Below are 18,917 nucleotides of genomic sequence, written 5' to 3'. Positions count from 1 at the left end.
AGGCGGAACAAGCGGAGCATTTGGTGGCCACGGACTACTACGCGGTACTCGGCGTCCGACGGGATGCGGGGCAGGACGAGATCAAGAAGGCCTTCCGGCGCCTGGCACGCGAACTGCACCCGGACGTCAACCCGGACCCGAAGACGCAGGAGCGGTTCAAGGAGATCAACGCCGCTTACGAGGTGCTCTCCGACCCGCAGAAGCGCCAGGTCTACGACCTCGGAGGTGACCCGCTCTCGCCGGGCGGCGGGGGCGCGGGCGGCTTCGGCGCGGGGGCGGCCGGCTTCGGCTTCTCCGACATCATGGACGCCTTCTTCGGCGCCGCGGCCGGCCAGCGCGGCCCGCGCTCGCGCACCCGCCGCGGCCAGGACGCCATGATCCGGCTGGAGATCACCCTGGAGGAGGCCGCCTTCGGCACCACCAAGGAACTCCAGGTCGACACCGCCGTCACCTGCACCACGTGCAGCGGCGAGGGCGCGGCCCCCGGCACCTCCGCGCAGACCTGCGACATGTGTCGCGGCAGGGGCGAGGTCTCCCAGGTCACCCGGTCGTTCCTGGGCCAGGTCATGACCTCCCGTCCCTGCCCGCAGTGCCAGGGCTTCGGCACCGTCGTGCCGACCCCGTGCCCGGAGTGCGCCGGCGACGGCAGGGTCCGCGCCCGGCGCACCCTGACCGTCAAGATCCCGGCCGGTGTCGACAACGGCACCCGGATCCAGCTGGCCGGCGAGGGCGAGGTCGGCCCCGGCGGCGGCCCGGCCGGCGACCTGTACGTCGAGATCGCCGAGACCACCCACACCGTCTTCCAGCGGCGCGGGGACGACCTGCACTGCACCGTCACCATCCCGATGACGGCCGCGTCCCTCGGCACCCAGGTGCCGCTGCAGACCCTGGACGGGCTGGAGGAGGTCGACATCCGGCCCGGCACCCAGTCCGGCCAGTCGATCCCGCTGCACGGCCGCGGCATCACGCACCTGCGCGGCGGCGGCCGGGGCGACCTGATAGTGCATGTCGAGGTGCAGACGCCCACCAAGCTCGACCCCGAGCAGGAGGAGCTGCTGCGCCGGCTCGCGGTGCTGCGCGGCGAGGAGCGGCCGTCCGGCCAGTTCGCGCCGGGCCAGCAGGGCCTGTTCTCGCGCCTCAAGGACGCGTTCAACGGCCGCTAGGCCCTAGGCCGGGGCCGCTACTGGGCCCTGGCCGTCCGCGCGGGGGTGCCGGGTTCTGCCCGGCGCCCCTTTCGCGTTCCCGATCCGCCCCACCCCCGGAGGTTCCCCGCATGACCGCCCCCGTCTTCGTCGTCGAGACCGAGCGGATCGCCGCCGCCGCGCCCGGCTCCGTGGTGCGCCTCGACGGGCCGGAGGGGCGGCACGCGGCCGCGGTGAAGCGGCTGGCGGCGGGCGAGGCGGTGACCCTCGCCGACGGGCTGGGCCTCGGGGTGGACGGGACGGTCGCCGCGGTGCTCGGCAAGGACGCGATCGACGTCACGGTGGCCGCCGTCCGCCGGGAGCCCGAGCCGGCGCCGCGGATCGTCGTCGTCCAGGCGCTGCCCAAGGGCGACCGCGGCGAGCTCGCGGTGGAGACCATGACCGAGGTCGGCGTGGACGTGATCGTCCCGTGGGCCGCCTCGCGCTGCATCACGCAGTGGAAGGGCGACCGGGGCGCCAAGGCACTCGCCAAGTGGCGGGCCACCGCCCGGGAGGCCGGCAAGCAGTCCCGCCGGCTGCGCTTCCCCGAGGTGCGCGAGCCGGCGACCACCCGGCAGCTGGCGCCGCTGCTGGCCGGGGCCGCGTTCGCCGCCGTGCTGCACGAGGAGGGCGCCGAGCCGTTGGCGCTGGCCGCGCTGCCCGCGGCCGGGGACGTGGTGCTGGTGGTCGGCCCGGAGGGCGGGGTCTCCCCGGAGGAGCTGGCCGCGTTCGCCGAGGCGGGTGCCGGGCCGTACCGGCTGGGCCCCTCGGTGCTGCGCACCTCCACCGCCGGGGTGGCCGCCGGCGCCCTGCTGCTGGGGCGCACCGGCCGCTGGTCGTAGCCGGCCCGCCCGTGCGGTCGGAGTCTGCCCGAACCGGCCCGCGCCGTGCGCGCACGTGCCTACGCTGACCGCGTGACGGAACCCCTGAGCACCTCCGCGGGCGCCTACCTGCGCCACCCCCATCTGCACGGTGACCTGGTCACCTTCGTCGCCGAGGACGACGTCTGGCTGGCCCCGCTGGACGGTGGCCGGGCCTGGCGGCTGACGGCCGATCACGTGCCCGTCCGGCACCCCCGGTTCGCCCCCGACGGGCGGCACATCGCCTTCACCTCCACCCGGGACGGCGCGCCCGAGGTGCACGTGGTGCCGGTGGACGGCGGGCCGTCCCGGCGGCTCACCCACTGGGGCAGCGAGCAGACCGAGGTGCGGGGCTGGACGGCCGACGGGCGCCCGATCGCCCTCACCACCGCCGGCGAGGCGACCCTGCGCCGCAGCTGGGCGCACGCCGTGCCGCTGGACGGCGGCGAGTCGGTGCGGCTGCCGTACGGGCCGGTCGGCGGGCTCGCCTTCGAGCCGGGCGGCGACCGCGTGCTGCTGGGCACCGTCAACAACCGCGAGCCGGCCTGGTGGAAGCGCTACCGGGGCGGCCGGGCGGGCAAGTTGTGGATCGGGCGGGACGCATTCGTCCGCGTCCACGAGGAGTTGGACGGCCAGCTCGACTCGCCGCTGTGGGTGGGGGACCGGATCGCCTTCCTCTCCGACCACGAGGGCGTCGGCGAGCTCTACTCCAGCCTCCCGGACGGCTCCGACCTGCGCCGCCACACCACCGACCCGGACGGCTTCTACGCCCGCAACGCCGGCACCGACGGCACCCGGACGGTGTTCCACCGGGCCGGCGACGTCTGGCTGCTGGACGACCTGGCGGGAGCCGCGCCCCGCCGCCTCGACATCCGGCTGGCCGGCCCGCGCAGCGGCCGTCGCCCCCGCCCGGTGCACGCCGCGCACTGGCTGGAGTCCGCCGCCCCCGACCGCACCGGCCGGGCCGGCGCCGTGGTGGTGCGCGGCGACGTGCACTGGCTGACCCACCGCGAGGGCCCGGCCCGGGTGCTGGACGAGACCCCGGGGGTGCGCGGGCGGCTGGCCCGGGTGGTGCCGGGCGAGGACGGCGCCCAGGGCGTGCTGTGGGTGTCCGACGCCGAGGGCGAGGACGCCCTGGAGTTCGCCCCCGACGCGCAGGGCGCCGAGCGCCGCCGGCTGGCCGCCGGGCGGATCGGCCGGGTCAACTCCCTGGCGGTGTCCCCGGACGGCAAGCAGGCCGCGCTCGGCGTGCACGACGGCCGGGTCCTGCTGGTCGCGCTCGCCGACGGCACCGTGCACGAGCTGGACCGCAGCGCCGACGGCGAGGTCAGTGGGCTGGCCTTCAGCCCGGACTCGGCCTGGCTGGCCTGGTCGCGGCCGGTGCACCGGCTGGGCCCGTACTCGCTGCGCCAGATCGTGCTGGCCGACCTGGTGGCCCGGACGGTCGGCGAGGTCACCCAGGAGCGCTTCATCGACACCTCGCCGGCCTTCACCGCGGACGGCCGCTACCTGGCGTTCCTGTCGGTGCGCAACCTCGACCCGGTCTACGACTCGCACGTCTTCGACCTGTCGTTCCCCAACGGCTGCCGCCCGTACCTGATCACGCTGGCCGCCGACACGCCGTCCCCGTTCGGGCCGCAGCGGGCCGGGCGCCCGCTCGGCGGGGAGGAGGACGAGCTGCGCGGCAGGAGGGCGGACGGCGAGGAGGCCGCCGGCGACGCCGCGCCGGTGACCAGGGTCGACCTGGACGGCATTGCGGACCGGATCGTCCCGTTCCCGGTCGAGGGCGGCCGGTTCGACGCGCTCAGGGCGGCCAAGGACGGCGTGCTGTGGACCCGCGCCCCGCTGCTCGGCGAACTCGGCGACGAGGCGGCCTCGCCCGAGGACGAGCGGCCCCGGCCGGTGCTGGAGCGCTTCGACCTGAAGAAGCGCCGCGTCGAGCAACTGGTGCACGGCGTGGACGGCTTCGCGGTCAGCGGGGACGGCACCCGGGTGGCCGTGCTGGACGGGGGCGAGCTGCGGATCGTCCCGGCCGAGCACAAGGCGGGTGGTGAGGACGACGAGGTGGGCGTCGACCTGGCCCGGCTGCGGGTCACCGTCGACCCGGCCGCCGAGTGGCGGCAGATGTACGCCGAGAACGGCCGCCTGATGCGCGACAACTTCTGGCGCCCCGACCTCGGCGGCGTCGACTGGGCCGGCGTGCTGGACCGCTACCGGCCGCTCGTGGAACGCCTCGGCTCGCACGACGACCTGGTCGACCTGCTCTGGGAGGTGCACGGCGAGCTCGGCACCTCGCACGCCTACGTCATCCCGTACGGCCGGTACACCGAGCCGGCCCGGCGCCAGGGCCTGCTCGGCGCGGACCTCGCCAAGGACGGCGACCGGTGGCGGATCGCCCGCATCCTGCCCGGCGAGTCCTCCGACCCCCGGGCCCGCTCGCCGCTGGCCGCGCCCGGCGCCGCGATCCGCCCGGGCGACGCGGTCCTCGCCGTCAACGGCCGCCCGGTGGACCCGGTCACCGGCCCGGCCCCGCTGCTGGCCGGCACCGCCGGGCAGCCGGTCGAGCTGACCGTGGCCGGCAAGGACGGCACCGACCGGCGCCACCCGGTGGTCGTCCCGATCGCCGACGAGGAGCCGCTGCGCTACCACGACTGGGTGGCCGGGCGGCGGGCCGCGGTGCGCGAGCTGTCCGGCGGCCGGCTCGGCTACCTGCACATCCCCGACATGCAGTCGGCCGGCTGGGCCCAGATCCACCGCGACCTGGCCGTGGAACTGGCCAGGGACGGCGTGATCGTCGACGTCCGGGAGAACCGCGGCGGCCACACCTCGCAGCTGGTGATCGAGAAGCTCGCCCGCCGGATCGTCGGCTGGAACGCCATCCGGGACACCGACCACCCGGTGCCCTACCCCCTCGACGCCCCGCGCGGGCCGGTCGTCGCGCTCGCCAACGAGTTCTCCGGCTCGGACGGCGACGTCGTCAACGCCGTCATCCAGACGCTCGGCATCGGCCCGGTGGTCGGCACCCGCACCTGGGGCGGGGTGATCGGCATCGACAGCCGCTACCACCTGGTCGACGGCACCCTGGTCACCCAGCCCAAGTACGCGTACTGGCTGGAGAACTACGGCTGGGGCGTGGAGAACCACGGCGTCGACCCGGACGTCGAGGTGCCGATGGCCCCGCACCAGTGGGCCGCCGGCGAGGACCCGCAGCTGGCCGAGGGCGTCCGGATCGCCCTCGCCGCGCTCGCCGCGGCCCCGCCCCGCACGGCCCCGCCGATGCCCTGGGCGTAGGGCGCGCCCCCGCCGCCCCGGCGGGCGGGAGAGCAGCCGAACGGGAGGTCGGCCCGGCCGACTTCCCGCTAGGCTGCGCCCGTACGGCCCCAGACCAGACACGAACCGAGGAGAAGCCGATGGCCGGCGAGCCGCAACCCGACTGCCTGTTCTGCAAGATCGTTGCGGGCGAGATCCCGGCGACCGTGGTGCGCAAGACCGAGCGCGTCCTCGCCTTCCGCGACATCGCCCCCAAGGCGCCGCTGCACGTCCTGGTCATCCCGCACGTCCACTACCCGAACGCCGCCGCGCTGGCCGCCGCCGAGCCGGAGATCGCCGGTGAACTCCTCGCCGAGGCGGGCGCGGTGGCCAGGGACGAGGGCATCGAGGACTACCGGCTGATCTTCAACACCGGCGCCGGCGCCGGCCAGACGATCTTCCACGCCCACGTCCACGTGCTCGGCGGCAAGCCGATGACCGAGAACATGGTCTGACCTACGTGTCACAGCGCGAACTCGTCGTCCTCGGCACCGCCAGCCAGGTGCCCACCCGGCACCGCAACCACAACGGCTACCTGCTCCGCTGGGACGGCGAGGGCCTGCTGTTCGACCCCGGCGAGGGCACCCAGCGGCAGATGCTGCTGGCCGGCGTCTCGGCCACCCAGATCACCCGGATCGCCGTGACGCACTTCCACGGCGACCACTGCCTGGGCCTCGCCGGGGTGATCCAGCGGATCAACCTGGACCGCGTCCCCCACCCGGTGGACGTCTACTTCCCGGCCTCCGGCGAGGTCTACTTCGAGCGGCTGCGGCACGCCACCGCCTACCACGAGACGGCCGTCCTGCGGCCCCGGCCGATCGACGAGCCGGGCCCGCTGCCCGCGCCCGGTGCCCGCTTCGCGCTGGACGCCGTGCGGCTGTCGCACCCCGTGGAGTCCTTCGGCTACCGGCTGTCCGAGCCGGACGGCCGCCGCCTGGTGCCCGAACGCCTCGCCGCGCTGGGCGTCTTCGGCCCCGCGGTCGGCCGCCTCCAGCACGAGGGGGCGATCGAGGCGGACGGCCGGCGGGTCACCCTGGAGGAGGTCAGCGAGCCCCGGCCGGGCCAGCGCTTCGCCTTCGTGATGGACACCCGGCTCTGCGACGGCGTGTACGAACTCGCCGAGGGCGCCGACCTGTTGGTCGCCGAGTCGACCTTCGCCGACGCCGACGCCCGGCTCGCCGAGGAGCACGGCCACCTCACCGCCGGGCAGGCCGCCAAGGCCGCCGCCGAGGCCGGTGTGCGCACCCTGGTGCTGACCCACTTCTCCCAGCGCTACCCGGACCTCGGCCAGCACCTGGCCGACGCCCGCAAACACTTCGACGGCGAGCTGGTGATCGCCGCCGACCTCACCCGGGTGCCCGTCCCCGTCCGGCGCCAGCCGTGAACCCGGCCCGCACCCCGTGAAAAGCGCTCGCGCCGCCCCCCGATCTGCCGCAGCATCGTCGGGTGCGGCCCCGCCGCCCGCCGCGGCGACCACGTGCGCGGCGTACCCTGGTGCCCCGGAGAGACCGATCGGCACACGACACCACGGATGGGATGAGGCAGGCCCAGCGCCGACCTATGAGTGACACATCGCAGACCCGTACGAACGGACAGTCGCGCCCCGAACCGGCCGACGACGGTCGCGTCAGCGCCCGGATCGTCATCCCCGAGAAGCACCCGATGGTCACCCTGCTCGGCACGGCGGACTCGCTGCTGCGCGTGATCGAGCAGGGCTTCCCCGCCGCCGACATCCACGTCCGCGGCAACGAGGTGACCGCCACCGGAGCGCGCGCCGAGGTCGCCCTCGTGCAGCGGCTCTTCACCGAGATGATGCTGGTGCTGCGCACCGGCCAGCCCTTGACGGAGGATTCCGTGGAGCGCTCCATCGCCATGCTCCGCGGTGCCGCGGAGGACCCGGACAGCCCGGCGCCGTCCCAGGTGTTCACCGCGAACATCCTGTCCAACCGGGGCCGCACGATCCGCCCCAAGACCCTCAACCAGCAGCGCTACGTCGACGCGATCGACAAGCACACGATCGTCTTCGGCCTCGGCCCGGCCGGCACCGGCAAGACCTACCTCGCGATGGCCAAGGCCGTCCAGGCCCTCCAGGCCAAGGAGGTCAACCGGATCATCCTGACCCGCCCGGCCGTCGAGGCGGGGGAGCGGCTTGGCTTCCTGCCCGGCACCCTCTACGAGAAGATCGACCCGTACCTGCGCCCGCTGTACGACGCGCTGCACGACATGATGGACCCGGACTCCATCCCGCGCCTGATGGCGGCCGGCACCATCGAGGTCGCGCCGCTGGCGTACATGCGCGGCCGCACCCTCAACGACGCCTTCATCATCCTGGACGAGGCCCAGAACACCTCGCCCGAGCAGATGAAGATGTTCCTCACCCGCCTCGGTTTCAACTCCCGGGTGGTGGTCACCGGCGACACCAGCCAGATCGACCTCCCGGGCGGCACCCGCAGCGGCCTCAAGGTCGTCCAGGACATCCTGGCCGACGTGCCCGACATCCACTTCTCCGTCCTCACCAGCACCGACGTGGTCCGCCACAAGCTGGTCGGCCGGATCGTGGACGCCTACGAACGCTGGGACGCCAAGCAGGAGGCCGAGGAGAACTCCTCGCCCGCCCGCAAGCCGGCCCAGCGGCGCGGCTCCCGCGCACCCCGTCAGTCCCATCGCACCGAAAGCTGAGTACGCAGCCCGTCATGTCGATCGACATCGCCAACGAGTCCGGTTGGGACGCCGATGAGGAAGCCATCCTCGACGTCGCCCGCTTCGCCCTGGACAAGATGCGGATCCACCCGCAGTCCGAACTGTCCGTGATCCTGGTGGACGGAGCGGCGATGGAGGAGCTGCACATCCAGTGGATGGACCTCCCCGGCCCCACCGACGTGATGTCCTTCCCGATGGACGAGCTTCGCCCCGGCAAGGAGGGCGAGGAGCTGCCGCAGGGCCTGCTCGGCGACATCGTGCTCTGCCCGGAGGTCGCCGAGCAGCAGGGCAAGGCGGCCCCCTCCAAGCACTCGATGGACGAGGAGCTCCAACTGCTCACCGTCCACGGGGTGCTGCACGTCCTCGGGTACGACCACGAGGAGCCCGAGGAGGAGGAGGAGATGTTCGCCCTCCAGAAGCGCATCCTGGACGACTGGCGGGCGGGCCGGGGCCTCGGTGGTCTCTCCCCGGCCCCCACCACCCACTGAGCGCGGAGCCCGAACCCCTGTGAGTGGTGAAAGTACGAGCTTCATCCTCGGTGCCGTGCTCCTCGTCGTCCTCGGCTGGCTGGCCGCGTGCGCCGAGGCGGGCATCTCCCGGGTCTCCCGGTTCCGGGCGGAGGAGGCCGTGCGGGCCGGGCGGCGCGGCTCGGCCCGGCTGCTGACCGTCGCCTCCGACCCGATCCGCTACCTCAACCTGGCGACCCTGATCCGGGTGGCCAGCGAGATGGCGGCGGCCGTCCTGGTCACCGTGGTGTGCGTGCGCAACGTGGAGCCGATCTGGCAGGCCGTGCTGCTGGCGTTCGGCGTGATGGTGCTGGTGTCCTTCGTCGCGGTGGGGGTCTCGCCGCGCACGATCGGGCGCCAGCACCCGCTCACCACCGCGACCGCCGCCTCCTTCGTGCTGCTGCCGCTGGCCGCGGTGCTCGGCCCGATCCCGCGGCTGCTGATCCTGCTCGGCAACGCGCTGACCCCGGGCAAGGGCTACCGGGAGGGGCCGTTCGCCTCCGAGGCCGAGCTGCGGGCGCTGGTCGACCTCGCCGAGAAGGACGACCTGATCGAGGACGAGGAGCGCCGGATGGTGCACTCCGTCTTCGAGCTGGGCGACACCATCGTCCGCGAGGTGATGGTGCCGCGCACCGACCTGGTGATGATCGAGCGGCACAAGACCGTCCGGCAGGCGCTCACCCTGGCGCTGCGCTCGGGCTTCTCGCGGATCCCCGTGGTCGGGGACAGCGAGGACGACGTGGTCGGCATCGTCTACCTGAAGGACCTGGTCCGGCGTACCCACATCAACCGGGAGGCGGAGTCCGAGGAGGTCGGCGCGGTGATGCGCCCGGCCGTCTTCGTACCGGACTCCAAGCCGGCCGGCGACCTGCTGCGCGAGATGCAGCAGCGCCGCTCGCACGTGGCGATCGTGATCGACGAGTACGGCGGCACGGCCGGCCTGGTCACCATCGAGGACGTCCTGGAGGAGATCGTCGGCGAGATCACCGACGAGTACGACCGGGAGATCGCACCGGTGGAGGACCTCGGCGACGGCTCGTACCGGATCACCGCCCGGCTGCTGGTGGAGGACCTGGGCGAGCTCTTCGGCATCGAGCTGGAGGACGAGGACGTCGAGACCGTCGGCGGCCTGCTGGCCAAGCACCTCGGCCGGGTGCCGATCCCCGGCTCGGCCTGCGAGATCCCGCTGCCCGAGCCCGCGGGCACCGGGCTGACCGGCATCCTGCTGACCGCCGAGTCCTCGGCCGGGCGCCGCAACCGGATCGGCTCGATGGTCGCGACCCCGGTCCGCAAGGCCGCGGAGGCCGGGGCGGAGCCCGGCGAGTAGCGGTCGCGCCCCGGCGGAGCGACCATGGACAGCATGACGCATCAACTTCGCGCGGAGTACGGCCCGCAGGGTGCGACCGGCGGGGTCAAGGTCTGGCACGTGGTGCGCGACGGCGACCCCGCGACGGCGCTCTGCGGCCGTAGCCTGGCCGACGACGCCGAGACGCGGCCCGAGCAGGAGTGGGGCACCGGGCTGCGCTGCTGCCAGCAGTGCGGTTCGCTCTACATGCACGAGGTGCCGCACATGCAGGGGAGCCATCCCTACAGCTAGGCCGGCGTGGCCGGCAGGCCGGCCAGGCCATGGTGGAGGTCACCATGAAGCTGCAAGACGAACTGCCCGTGAACAGCCGGCTCGCCACGGTGTGGCGGATCGGGGCGGGGCTCGGGGGGATCTTCCTGATCGTGTTCGGGTGCCTGGGGCTGGCCGATCACCCGGGCTTCCTCGCCACCCACGGTGACCGGATCGCCGGGCTGTCGACCAACGGGGCGCTGAGCATCCTGTCCATCGTGGCGGGCGCGATCCTGGTGGCGGGGGCGGTGATCGGCGGCAACTTCGCGTCCAACCTGAACATGGTGGTCGGCGTGCTGTTCGTCCTGTCCGGCTTCTACGGCCTGGCGGTGCTCGGGCGGCCGGACGCCAACATCCTGAACTTCCGGATGTCGAACGTGCTGTTCGCCTTCATCTTCGGGGTGATCCTGACGACCTTCGGGATGTACGGCCGGGTGAGCAGCCACCTGCCGCACGACAACCCGTTCTGGCGCGAGCGCGCGGAGCACGAGACGGCGAGGCCGTCCGGGCCGAAGACCTTCGTCAAGGTCCTCAATCCGAACCCCGGTCCGACCCACCCGGTCGGCCACTGAGCGGCCGCGGGGGCCGCCTATGCTCGGCGGCATGAGTGACATCGTCGAGCTCGACCCCGAAGACAAGAAGATCATCACCCTGGCCCGCTCGGCCCGCGCCCGCAACGGCGTCGCCGAGGGGGCCGCGGTGCGTGACGAGACCGGCCGGACGTACGTGGCCGGGACGGTCGCGCTGGAGTCGCTCCGGCTGAGCGCGCTGCAGACGGCGGTGGCGATGGCGGTGGCCAGCGGTGCGAAGTCGCTGGAGGCGGCGGCCGTGGTGAGCGAGGCCGAGCAGCCGGCCGAGGCCGACCTGGCGGCCGTCCGGGACCTCGGCGGGGCCGGGACGCCCGTGCTGCTGGCCGGTGTGGACGGGACGCTGCGGGTGGCGGCCGAGGCCCGCTGAGGGCTGCTGGGGCCCGCCGGCCTGATGCCGCGGCCCGCTGAGGGCTGCTGGGGCCCGCTGTGGCGGGCGATGGCGGCGGCCTGGCGAACACCTGCCCGAACCGAGCCGATAGTCTCACCGGGGGAGTGAACTCGGTGAGGGGGCTGGGCACATGGGGGCGGTGGCGTTCTTCGCCGGGCTGCTGCTGTTCGTGATGGGGATGGGCAAGTGGCAGGAGACCGGCTCGCCGTACTGGCTCTGGGGTTCGGTCGCCTTCCTGGTGCTGCTGGTGGTGATGTCGGTGGTCTCGCGGGGTGGCCGCAAGGGCTGATCGGGCGGTGCGGGCGGGCCCGGACAGCGCGACTCCGGTGATCAGGGAGAATGGAGCACATGAGTGCCCCTTCCTCCTCGTACCGCTCCGGCTTCGCGTGCTTCGTCGGCCGACCCAACGCGGGCAAGTCGACCCTGACCAACGCTCTGGTGGGGACGAAGGTCGCGATCACCTCCGACCGCCCGCAGACCACCCGGCACACCGTGCGCGGCATCGTGCACCGCCCGGACTCCCAGCTCGTCCTGGTCGACACCCCCGGCCTGCACAAGCCGCGCACCCTGCTCGGCGAGCGCCTCAACGACCTGGTCCGCAGCACCTGGGCCGAGGTCGACGTGATCGGCTTCTGCCTGCCCGCCGACCAGAAGCTCGGCCCCGGCGACAAGTTCATCGCCAAGGAACTCGCCGAGGTCAAGAAGACCCCCAAGGTCGCCATCGTCACCAAGACCGACCTGGTCGACTCCAAGCGGCTCGCCGAGCAGCTGATCGCCATCCACCAGCTCGGTGAGGAACTGGGCATCGAGTGGGCCGAGATCATCCCGGTCTCGGCCGTCGGCGACAAGCAGGTGGAACTGGTCGGCGACCTGATCACCAAGCTGCTGCCGGAGGGCATGCCGCTCTACCCGGACGGCGACCTCACCGACGAGCCCGAGCAGATCATGGTCGCGGAGCTGATCCGCGAGGCCGCCCTGGAGGGCGTCCGGGACGAGCTGCCGCACTCGCTGGCCGTCGTGGTCGAGGAGATGCTCCCGCGCGAGGGCCGCCCGGCGGACCGCCCGCTGCTGGACATCCACGCCAACGTCTACATCGAGCGGCAGAGCCAGAAGGCGATCGTCATCGGCGCCAAGGGCGCGCGGCTCAAGCACGTCGGCACCACCGCCCGCAAGCACATCGAGGCGCTGCTCGGCACGCCGGTCTACCTGGACCTGCACGTCAAGGTGGCCAAGGACTGGCAGCGCGACCCGAAGCAGCTGCGCAAGCTCGGCTTCTGAGCCCCGGTTCCCAGCGAAGGCCCGCCCGGATCCGTCGATCGGGCGGGCCTTCGGCGGGTCCGGGGGCCGGTGGGGCTACGCGCCCTCGCGCAGGACCAGCGACACCAGCTCGCGCTGCGAGTCGGTGAGCTTCGGGTCGGCGCAGTAGACCGTCCGGCCGTCGACGGTGATCTCGTAGTGGAAGCCGTCCGGCACCCCGTACGAGGGCGCCCGCAGCCCGCCCGCGACGGCCTCGCGGGCGAGCGCGTGGACGTGCGGGGCGTCCGTGCGGTCGACGGTGTCGAGTTCCGCATGGCGGACGATCCCCGCGAAGCCGCCGGTCCGGGTCACCTGGATACGCATGGTGTCCATGGTGCTACCAGGGGAGGGAGTTTGCCGGTCTTTTCCCGGACCGTGACCTTAAGCGCGGCTCAACCCGGTCTCAACCGGTCCTCGGTCGGGGCCGTCGTCGGGGCCGCCGCCGAGGCCTGAGGGGTTCGGCCGGGGCCGCCTGAGGGGTTCAGCCGGGGCTGACGCCCACCTGCGCCCAGGAGGCCGTCACGGTGTCCGCCACCGAGGACTGGTCGGGGTAGCGGGCCTTGGCGGCGGCCACGGTGGCTCGGGCGAAGGCGGTGAAGTCGGCGTCGGCGGCCAGCCGGCCGCCGGTCAGGGCGTCGTACCAGATCCGCCCGGCGCGGTCCCAGGCCTGGCCGCCGAGGGCGGTGGCCAGCAGGTAGAACGCGTGGTTGGGGATGCCGGAGTTGATGTGCACGCCGCCGTTGTCGTCGGTGGTGTCCACGTAGTCCCGCATGTGCGCGGGCTGCGGGTCCTTGCCGAGCCGGGGGTCGTCGTAGGCGGTGCCGGGGGCCTTCATCGAGCGCAGCGCCACGCCCTGGATGCCGGGGGCGAGCAGGCCGGCGCCGATCAGCCAGTCGGCGTGGGCGGCGTCCTGGCCCAGCGAGTGCTGCTTGACCAGCGAGCCGAAGACGTCGGAGACCGACTCGTTGAGCGCGCCGGGCTGGTCCTGGTACTGCAGGCCGGCGGTGAACTGGGTGACGCCGTGGGTGAGTTCGTGGCCGATGACGTCGACGCAGGCGGTGAAGTCGCCGAAGATCTCGCCGTCGCCGTCGCCGAAGACCATCTGGTGGCCGTTCCAGAAGGCGTTGTCGTAGTCCTGGCCGTAGTGCACGGTGGCGTCCAGGCGCAGCCCCCGGTTGTCGATCGAGCGGCGGCCGAAGACGGTGGCGTACAGGGCGAAGGTGTCGCCGAGGCCGTCGTAGGCGTGGTTGACGGACTGGTCGGCGACCGGGGCCTGGCCCTCGGTGCGGACGGTCCGGCCGGGCAGCCGCTGGCTGTGGGCGGTGTCGGCGATCAGTCGGCTGGGGGTCGGGCCGGTGCTGACGGGCGGGGGAGGGGCGAGGCGGGCCGCGCGGTGCGCGGTGTCGAGCAGGAGGGAGCGGACGGCGGGCTCGTGACCGGCCTCGGCGAGGCGGTCCAGGACGTACGGCGGGACGATCGCGCAGATCGGAACTGCTGCAGTCATGTGGCCCAGGGTGAGGCCTCGATGACCGGTTGTCACCACTCTTGGCGTGACCGGTCGGTGTCTCAAGGGGTGGAACGGTGGCCCGGATCACTTCGGGGGCGCGCGGCCCTGGGTTACGCTGGGGCCATCATGCGCAACGGGCTGCTTCTTCTTAGCTGCCGCGTCGAGGGCCTGTAGTCCACAGGGCCGGCTCCCTCGCCGCGGGGATCGAGCTGTGCGCGTCATCCGGCGATCCAACGGAGGGTCGCGAGCGGCAGCTGCCGGCCAGTCGGTGTTGACCACCCCGACCCGCCCCCGCACCACGCATCACAGGAAGCCGAGAGTCATTCCATGACCGAGCAGAGCTCCGCCGCGCCCATCCCCGCCGGTCGCGCCTTCGTCGACCGCCCCACCCCGATCACCGCCGCGTCCGTGCGCCAGCTGCCCTCCGGCATGCGGTACGGGCGCTACCTGCCGTTCGACACCGTCGACCTGCCGGACCGCACCTGGCCGAGCAAGGTGATCACCAAGGCGCCGCGCTGGCTCTCCACCGACCTGCGGGACGGCAACCAGGCGCTGATCGACCCGATGTCCCCGGCCCGCAAGCGCAAGATGTTCGACCTGCTGGTCGCGATGGGCTACAAGGAGATCGAGGTCGGCTTCCCGTCCTCCGGCGCCACCGACCACGCCTTCGTGCGGTCGCTGATCGAGGAGGGGGCGATCCCCGAGGACGTCACCATCTCGGTGCTGACGCAGGCCCGCGAGGAGCTGATCGAGAAGACCGTCGAGTCGCTGGTCGGCGCCCCGCGCGCGACGGTCCACCTGTACAACGCGACGGCGCCGCTGTTCCGCCGGGTGGTGTTCCGCAACGACCGGGCCGCGACCAAGGCGATCGCCACCGACGGCACCCGGCTGGTGATGGAGTACGCCGAGAAGCTGCTGGGCGAGGAGACCGTCTTCGGCTACCAGTACTCGCCGGAGATCTTCGTGGACACCGAGCTGGACTTCGCGCTGGAGGTCTGCGAGGCGGTCATGGACGTCTGGCAGCCGGGCGAGGGCCGCGAGATCATCCTGAACCTGCCGGCCACCATCGAGCGGGCCACCCCGAACGTGCAGGCCGACCAGTTCGAGTGGATGTCGCGCAACCTGTCGCGCCGCGAGTTCGTCTGCCTGTCGGTGCACCCGCACAACGACCGCGGCACCGCCGTCGCCTCCGCCGAACTGGCCTACATGGCGGGCGCGGACCGCATCGAGGGCTGCCTGTTCGGCCAGGGCGAGCGGACGGGCAACGTCGACCTGGTGACCCTGGGCATGAACCTGTTCTCGCAGGGCATCGACCCGCAGATCGACTTCTCCGACATCGACGAGGTGCGCCGCACCGCCGAGTACTGCAACCAGATGGAGGTGCACCCGCGCCACCCGTACGCCGGCGACCTGGTGTACACCTCCTTCTCCGGCTCGCACCAGGACGCCATCAAGAAGGGCTTCGACGCCCTGGAGGCGGACGCCGCGGCGGCGGGCGTCCCGGTGGGGGAGCACACCTGGGGCGTGCCGTACCTGCCGATCGACCCGAAGGACGTCGGCCGCACCTACGAGGCGGTCATCCGGGTCAACAGCCAGTCCGGCAAGGGCGGTGTGGCGTACGTCCTGAAGAACGACCACAAGCTGGACCTGCCGCGCCGGATGCAGATCGAGTTCTCCCGGATCATCCAGGCCAAGACCGACGCCGAGGGCGGCGAGGTCACCCCGGCCGAGATCTGGCGGGTCTTCGAGGACGAGTACCTGCCGACCCCGGACAACCCGTGGGGCCGGATCTCGCTGAGCGGTTCGCGCACCCTGACCACCGAGGACGGCCGGGACGCGCTGATCGCCGGCGCGCTGGTGGACTCGGTACCGGTGACCCTGACCGGTGTCGGCAACGGCCCGGTCTCCGCCTTCACGGACGCGCTGGCCCGGATCGGCCTGGACGTCCGCGTCCTGGACTACGCCGAGCACGCGCTGAGCGAGGGCGGCGACGCCCAGGCCGCCGCGTACGTCGAGTGCGCGGTGGACGGCAAGGTGCTGTGGGGCGTCGGCATCGACGGCAACACCGTGCTGGCCTCGCTGAAGGCGATCATCAGCGCCGTCAACCGGGCACAGCGCGGGTAGTTCGTACGAGTGAGATGTGGCGGGGCCGTCCTCCGGGGCGGCCCTTCGCCGCGCCTGGGGCCAGTTGTGTCCTGCGCCACATTTTTTCGGGTCGGAAGCCGTTCGAGGTACTGACACGTGCCGGTAACCATGGCAACATCGATCCACCGGAAAGCCGGGTCGGTGGGACGGCCTCGGTGTCCGGTCGCGTGACCTGCCCATTGTTGTGCAGGCCGTCTGCCATGTCTGGGGAGTGGCGCCGTGACCAGGTTGTGGGGTGTTCGCCCGCGGTGGCGGACTGACGTTCTCGGTGACTTCTTCTGTCCGGGCTGTGGCGGGGACCGCAACTACCGCCGGCAGCACGGTCGGCGGTGGCTGCGGTTGCTGGGGACCCCGGTGGCCCCGCTCGGCCCGGTGATCGGCAGCGTGCAGTGCACCAGCTGCCACGGTCGCTACGGCGTCGAGAGCCTGGAACAGCCCACCTCCGTACGGCTCGGCGCGATGCTGCGGGACGCGCAGTACACCATCGCGCTCGCCCTGCTCGCGGCCGGCGGCACCGCGCACCGCGCGGCCCGCGAGGCGGCCTGCACGGCGGTGCGCGAGGCCGGGTTCGAGGACTGCGGCGAGGCCCAGGTGCTGGCCGCGCTCGCCGCGCTGTCCGGGCTCGGCGGCGAACTCTACGACGCCCACGGGATGGCCGGCGGCCTGGCCGTGGAACTGCACGCGGTGCTCGAACCGCTCGCCCCGCACCTGGCCCACCAGGGCCGGGAGCGGCTGCTGCTGCAGGGCGCGGCGATCGCCCTGTCCGACGGGCGCTACCTGCCGCAGGAGCGCGAGGCGCTGGCCGCGGTCGGGCGCTGTCTGGATCTACCGCAGTCGCGGGTCGGGGCGCTGCTGGAGGCGGCGACCCGGGCTCCGTACTAGACCTTCTCCGCAGTAACCCGGACGTCCTCCGCAGTACCGGACCCGCTCCGCAGTGCCGGGCCCGCCGCGCAACCCCCGAGCCATCTCCGATCCCCCACAAAACGGGCCCGAAATCCCCCTCCGGGCCCGCCGTGACCCGCACCGATCGGTCCTCCCCCACGGACTCGGTGCGGGCAACACGGCTGTCGGCGGCCGGGGCGTGCCGTGGGGGAGAATGGCTCCCATGAGTCTTTTCCGGGACGACGGCGTCGTGCTGCGGGCGCAGAAGCTCGGCGAGGCCGATCGGATCATCACCCTGTTGACCCGGCACCACGGCAAGGTGCGGGCGGTGGCGCGCGGGGTGCGCAAGACCAAGTCCAAGTTCGGCGCCCGTCTGGAGCCGTTCTCGCACGTGGACGTGCAGTTCTTCAGCCGGGGGAGTGAGCTGATCGGCCGCGGGTTGCCGCTGTGCACCCAGGTGGAGACGATCGCGCCGTACGGCGGTTCGATCGTCACCGACTACGGCCGCTACACCGCCGGGACGGCGATGCTGGAGACGGCCGAGCGGTTCGCCGAGAACGAGGGCGAACCGGCCGTCCAGCAGTACCTGCTGCTGGTGGGCGCCCTGCGCACGCTGGCGGCCGGGCTGCACGAGTCGCACCTGGTGATGGACGCCTTCCTGCTGCGCTCGCTCGCGGTGAACGGGTACGGCGCGAGCTTCACGGACTGCGCCAAATGCGGGCTGGAGGGGCCGAACCGTTTCTTCTCCCTTCCCGCGGGCGGGGTCCTCTGCCCGGACTGCCGAGTGCCCGGATGTGCCGTACCCTCCCCTGAGACACTGGTACTGCTCGGGGCGCTGCTGTCAGGGGACTGGCAGACGGCCGATTCCTGCGAGCCGAGGTACTGGCGGGAGGGCAGCGGCCTGGTCGCGGCCTATCTGCAGTGGCATTTGGAGCGGGGCATCCGCTCGATGAGATACGTGGAGAAGTGAGCACATGGCAGCGCGACGGCTCTTCGGCGGCGGCAAACAGAGGGAGTACCTCCCCCCGACCCCGCACCCCAGTGGCGCACAGCCCCCGAAGATTCCCGGCGAGCTGGTCCCCGGCCACGTCGCCATCGTGATGGACGGCAACGGCCGCTGGGCCAAGGAGCGCGGACTGCCCCGCACCGAGGGCCACAAGGTCGGCGAGTCGGTCGTGCTGGACGTCCTCAAGGGCGCGATCGAGCTCGGCGTGAAGAACATCTCGCTGTACGCGTTCTCCACCGAGAACTGGAAGCGCTCGCCCGACGAGGTGAAGTTCCTGATGAACTTCAACCGGGACGTCATCCACCGCCGCCGCGACGAGATGGACGCGATGGGCGTGCGGGTCCGCTGGGCGGGCCGGATGCCGAAGCTGTGGAAGAGCGTCGTCCAGGAGCTCCAGGTCGCCGAGGAGCAGACCAAGGACAACGACGCCGTCACGCTCTACATGTGCGTCAACTACGGTGGCCGGGCCGAGCTCGCGGACGCCGCGGCGGCCCTCGCGGCCGACGTCGCCGCCGGGAAGCTGGACCCGAAGAAGGTCAACGAGAAGACCCTCGCCAAGTACATGTACCACCCGGACATGCCGGACGTGGACCTGTTCCTGCGCCCCAGCGGCGAGCAGCGCACCTCCAACTTCCTGCTCTGGCAGTCCGCGTACGCCGAGTTCGTGTTCCAGGACGTGCTCTGGCCGGACTTCGACCGCCGCGACCTGTGGCGTGCCTGCGAGCAGTACGCGAGGCGCGACCGCCGCTTCGGCGGGGCGATCCCGAACGAGGTGCCCGAGCCGCTGGACCTGCCCACCCAGCGCTGACGCGGTACGGCGGCGGGGGGGGGGGGGGGGGGGGGGGGGGGGGGGGGGGGGGGGGGGGGGGGGGGGGGGGGCCGTCTCGTTTGGCCTCTTTTTTTGTCTCTCTTCTGTCTTCCCCCGACTCCCA

19 protein-coding genes are annotated in these 18,917 nt (G+C 72.8%); 17 read left to right on the top strand and 2 right to left on the bottom strand.

The features are described 5' to 3' along the window. The first annotated feature begins 23 nt into the window (after positions 1-23). The 13 genes from dnaJ to era all read left to right on the top strand — a co-directional run bounded on the left by dnaJ (position 24) and on the right by era (position 12,427). On the top strand, positions 24-1,163 hold the full coding sequence (dnaJ, locus tag AC07BF_RS06200; RefSeq protein WP_350878218.1) for a molecular chaperone DnaJ: 1,140 nt from the start codon (positions 24-26) through the stop codon (positions 1,161-1,163). A gap of 110 nt (positions 1,164-1,273) precedes the next feature. Next, positions 1,274-2,023, top strand: a complete 750-nt coding sequence (locus tag AC07BF_RS06195; RefSeq protein WP_363620285.1) for a 16S rRNA (uracil(1498)-N(3))-methyltransferase — start codon at positions 1,274-1,276, stop codon at positions 2,021-2,023. Between the two features lie 72 nt (positions 2,024-2,095). Beyond that, the gene (locus AC07BF_RS06190; protein ID WP_363629211.1) at positions 2,096-5,332 is read left to right on the top strand and encodes a S41 family peptidase; all 3,237 of its coding nucleotides are present in this window, start codon (positions 2,096-2,098) and stop codon (positions 5,330-5,332) included. A 119-nt stretch (positions 5,333-5,451) separates the two neighbouring features. Then, a complete protein-coding gene (locus AC07BF_RS06185; RefSeq protein ID WP_363588248.1) occupies positions 5,452-5,805 on the top strand; it encodes a histidine triad nucleotide-binding protein in 354 nt (117 codons plus the stop codon). A 5-nt stretch (positions 5,806-5,810) separates the two neighbouring features. Then, a complete protein-coding gene (locus AC07BF_RS06180) occupies positions 5,811-6,734 on the top strand; it encodes a ribonuclease Z (protein ID WP_363588246.1) in 924 nt (307 codons plus the stop codon). A gap of 176 nt (positions 6,735-6,910) precedes the next feature. Then, entirely contained in the window at positions 6,911-8,029 is a 1,119-nt protein-coding gene (locus AC07BF_RS06175) for a PhoH family protein (protein WP_400805391.1), read from the top strand. Positions 8,030-8,043: 14 nt separating this feature from the next. Continuing rightward, positions 8,044-8,538, top strand: a complete 495-nt coding sequence (gene ybeY / locus AC07BF_RS06170; protein ID WP_063347517.1) for an rRNA maturation RNase YbeY — start codon at positions 8,044-8,046, stop codon at positions 8,536-8,538. A gap of 19 nt (positions 8,539-8,557) precedes the next feature. After that, positions 8,558-9,883, top strand: a complete 1,326-nt coding sequence (locus tag AC07BF_RS06165) for a hemolysin family protein (RefSeq protein WP_063347516.1) — start codon at positions 8,558-8,560, stop codon at positions 9,881-9,883. Positions 9,884-9,916: 33 nt separating this feature from the next. After that, a complete protein-coding gene (locus AC07BF_RS06160) occupies positions 9,917-10,153 on the top strand; it encodes a hypothetical protein (protein ID WP_063351092.1) in 237 nt (78 codons plus the stop codon). Positions 10,154-10,197: 44 nt separating this feature from the next. Then, positions 10,198-10,743 carry a DUF4383 domain-containing protein gene (locus tag AC07BF_RS06155; RefSeq protein WP_363588245.1) on the top strand — a complete coding sequence of 182 codons (546 nt, stop codon included), beginning with the start codon at positions 10,198-10,200 and terminating at the stop codon, positions 10,741-10,743. A 31-nt stretch (positions 10,744-10,774) separates the two neighbouring features. Beyond that, positions 10,775-11,128 (top strand): hypothetical protein, encoded by a 354-nt coding sequence (locus tag AC07BF_RS06150; RefSeq protein WP_063351091.1) that lies wholly within the window; start codon positions 10,775-10,777, stop codon positions 11,126-11,128. A 151-nt stretch (positions 11,129-11,279) separates the two neighbouring features. Then, complete coding sequence (locus tag AC07BF_RS06145; protein ID WP_159398424.1) at positions 11,280-11,438, top strand: hypothetical protein; 159 nt, start codon at positions 11,280-11,282, stop codon at positions 11,436-11,438. Positions 11,439-11,497: 59 nt separating this feature from the next. Further along, the gene (era, locus tag AC07BF_RS06140; RefSeq protein ID WP_363588241.1) at positions 11,498-12,427 is read left to right on the top strand and encodes a GTPase Era; all 930 of its coding nucleotides are present in this window, start codon (positions 11,498-11,500) and stop codon (positions 12,425-12,427) included. A gap of 75 nt (positions 12,428-12,502) precedes the next feature. On the opposite strand, the gene AC07BF_RS06135 is transcribed toward era, so the two are convergent. Together AC07BF_RS06135 and AC07BF_RS06130 are read right to left on the bottom strand one after the other, a co-directional pair. Beyond that, entirely contained in the window at positions 12,503-12,769 is a 267-nt protein-coding gene (locus AC07BF_RS06135) for a protealysin inhibitor emfourin (RefSeq protein WP_063351090.1), read from the bottom strand. A gap of 157 nt (positions 12,770-12,926) precedes the next feature. Continuing rightward, entirely contained in the window at positions 12,927-13,949 is a 1,023-nt protein-coding gene (locus tag AC07BF_RS06130) for a M4 family metallopeptidase (protein WP_363588239.1), read from the bottom strand. Positions 13,950-14,279: 330 nt separating this feature from the next. Between AC07BF_RS06130 and leuA the strand changes: the two genes are divergently transcribed. The 4 genes from leuA (at position 14,280) to AC07BF_RS06110 (ending at position 18,793) form a co-directional block, all read left to right on the top strand. Then, positions 14,280-16,076 carry a 2-isopropylmalate synthase gene (gene leuA, locus AC07BF_RS06125; RefSeq protein WP_350878208.1) on the top strand — a complete coding sequence of 599 codons (1,797 nt, stop codon included), beginning with the start codon at positions 14,280-14,282 and terminating at the stop codon, positions 16,074-16,076. A 360-nt stretch (positions 16,077-16,436) separates the two neighbouring features. Next, positions 16,437-16,979, top strand: coding sequence for a TerB family tellurite resistance protein (locus AC07BF_RS06120; RefSeq protein WP_350878207.1), 543 nt, complete (start codon positions 16,437-16,439; stop codon positions 16,977-16,979). A 223-nt stretch (positions 16,980-17,202) separates the two neighbouring features. Next, positions 17,203-17,949, top strand: coding sequence for a DNA repair protein RecO (gene recO / locus AC07BF_RS06115; protein WP_063347510.1), 747 nt, complete (start codon positions 17,203-17,205; stop codon positions 17,947-17,949). 4 nt (positions 17,950-17,953) lie between these two features. Then, positions 17,954-18,793, top strand: a complete 840-nt coding sequence (locus AC07BF_RS06110) for an isoprenyl transferase (RefSeq protein WP_363369948.1) — start codon at positions 17,954-17,956, stop codon at positions 18,791-18,793. Positions 18,794-18,917 lie beyond the last annotated feature (124 nt).

The sequence above is a fragment of the Kitasatospora sp. NPDC043950 genome, assembly GCF_056435345.1.
The sequence above is the reverse complement of the archived record's forward strand: the minus strand, read 5'-3'. Positions and strand labels throughout refer to the sequence as shown.

Excerpts from the sequence above, each read along its gene's own strand:
- AC07BF_RS06175 (WP_400805391.1), top strand. The coding sequence starts at position 6,911 with ATGAGTGACACATCGCAGACCCGTACGAACGGACAGTCGCGCCCCGAA.
- AC07BF_RS06195 (WP_363620285.1), top strand. The coding sequence starts at position 1,274 with ATGACCGCCCCCGTCTTCGTCGTCGAGACCGAGCGGATCGCCGCCGCC.
- AC07BF_RS06155 (WP_363588245.1), top strand. The coding sequence starts at position 10,198 with ATGAAGCTGCAAGACGAACTGCCCGTGAACAGCCGGCTCGCCACGGTG.
- era (WP_363588241.1), top strand. The coding sequence starts at position 11,498 with ATGAGTGCCCCTTCCTCCTCGTACCGCTCCGGCTTCGCGTGCTTCGTC.
- AC07BF_RS06110 (WP_363369948.1), top strand. The coding sequence starts at position 17,954 with ATGGCAGCGCGACGGCTCTTCGGCGGCGGCAAACAGAGGGAGTACCTC.
- AC07BF_RS06160 (WP_063351092.1), top strand. The coding sequence starts at position 9,917 with ATGACGCATCAACTTCGCGCGGAGTACGGCCCGCAGGGTGCGACCGGC.
- leuA (WP_350878208.1), top strand. The coding sequence starts at position 14,280 with ATGACCGAGCAGAGCTCCGCCGCGCCCATCCCCGCCGGTCGCGCCTTC.
- AC07BF_RS06150 (WP_063351091.1), top strand. The coding sequence starts at position 10,775 with ATGAGTGACATCGTCGAGCTCGACCCCGAAGACAAGAAGATCATCACC.
- recO (WP_063347510.1), top strand. The coding sequence starts at position 17,203 with ATGAGTCTTTTCCGGGACGACGGCGTCGTGCTGCGGGCGCAGAAGCTC.
- AC07BF_RS06145 (WP_159398424.1), top strand. The coding sequence starts at position 11,280 with ATGGGGGCGGTGGCGTTCTTCGCCGGGCTGCTGCTGTTCGTGATGGGG.
- AC07BF_RS06185 (WP_363588248.1), top strand. The coding sequence starts at position 5,452 with ATGGCCGGCGAGCCGCAACCCGACTGCCTGTTCTGCAAGATCGTTGCG.
- ybeY (WP_063347517.1), top strand. The coding sequence starts at position 8,044 with ATGTCGATCGACATCGCCAACGAGTCCGGTTGGGACGCCGATGAGGAA.
- AC07BF_RS06130 (WP_363588239.1), bottom strand. The coding sequence starts at position 13,949 with ATGACTGCAGCAGTTCCGATCTGCGCGATCGTCCCGCCGTACGTCCTG.
- AC07BF_RS06135 (WP_063351090.1), bottom strand. The coding sequence starts at position 12,769 with ATGCGTATCCAGGTGACCCGGACCGGCGGCTTCGCGGGGATCGTCCGC.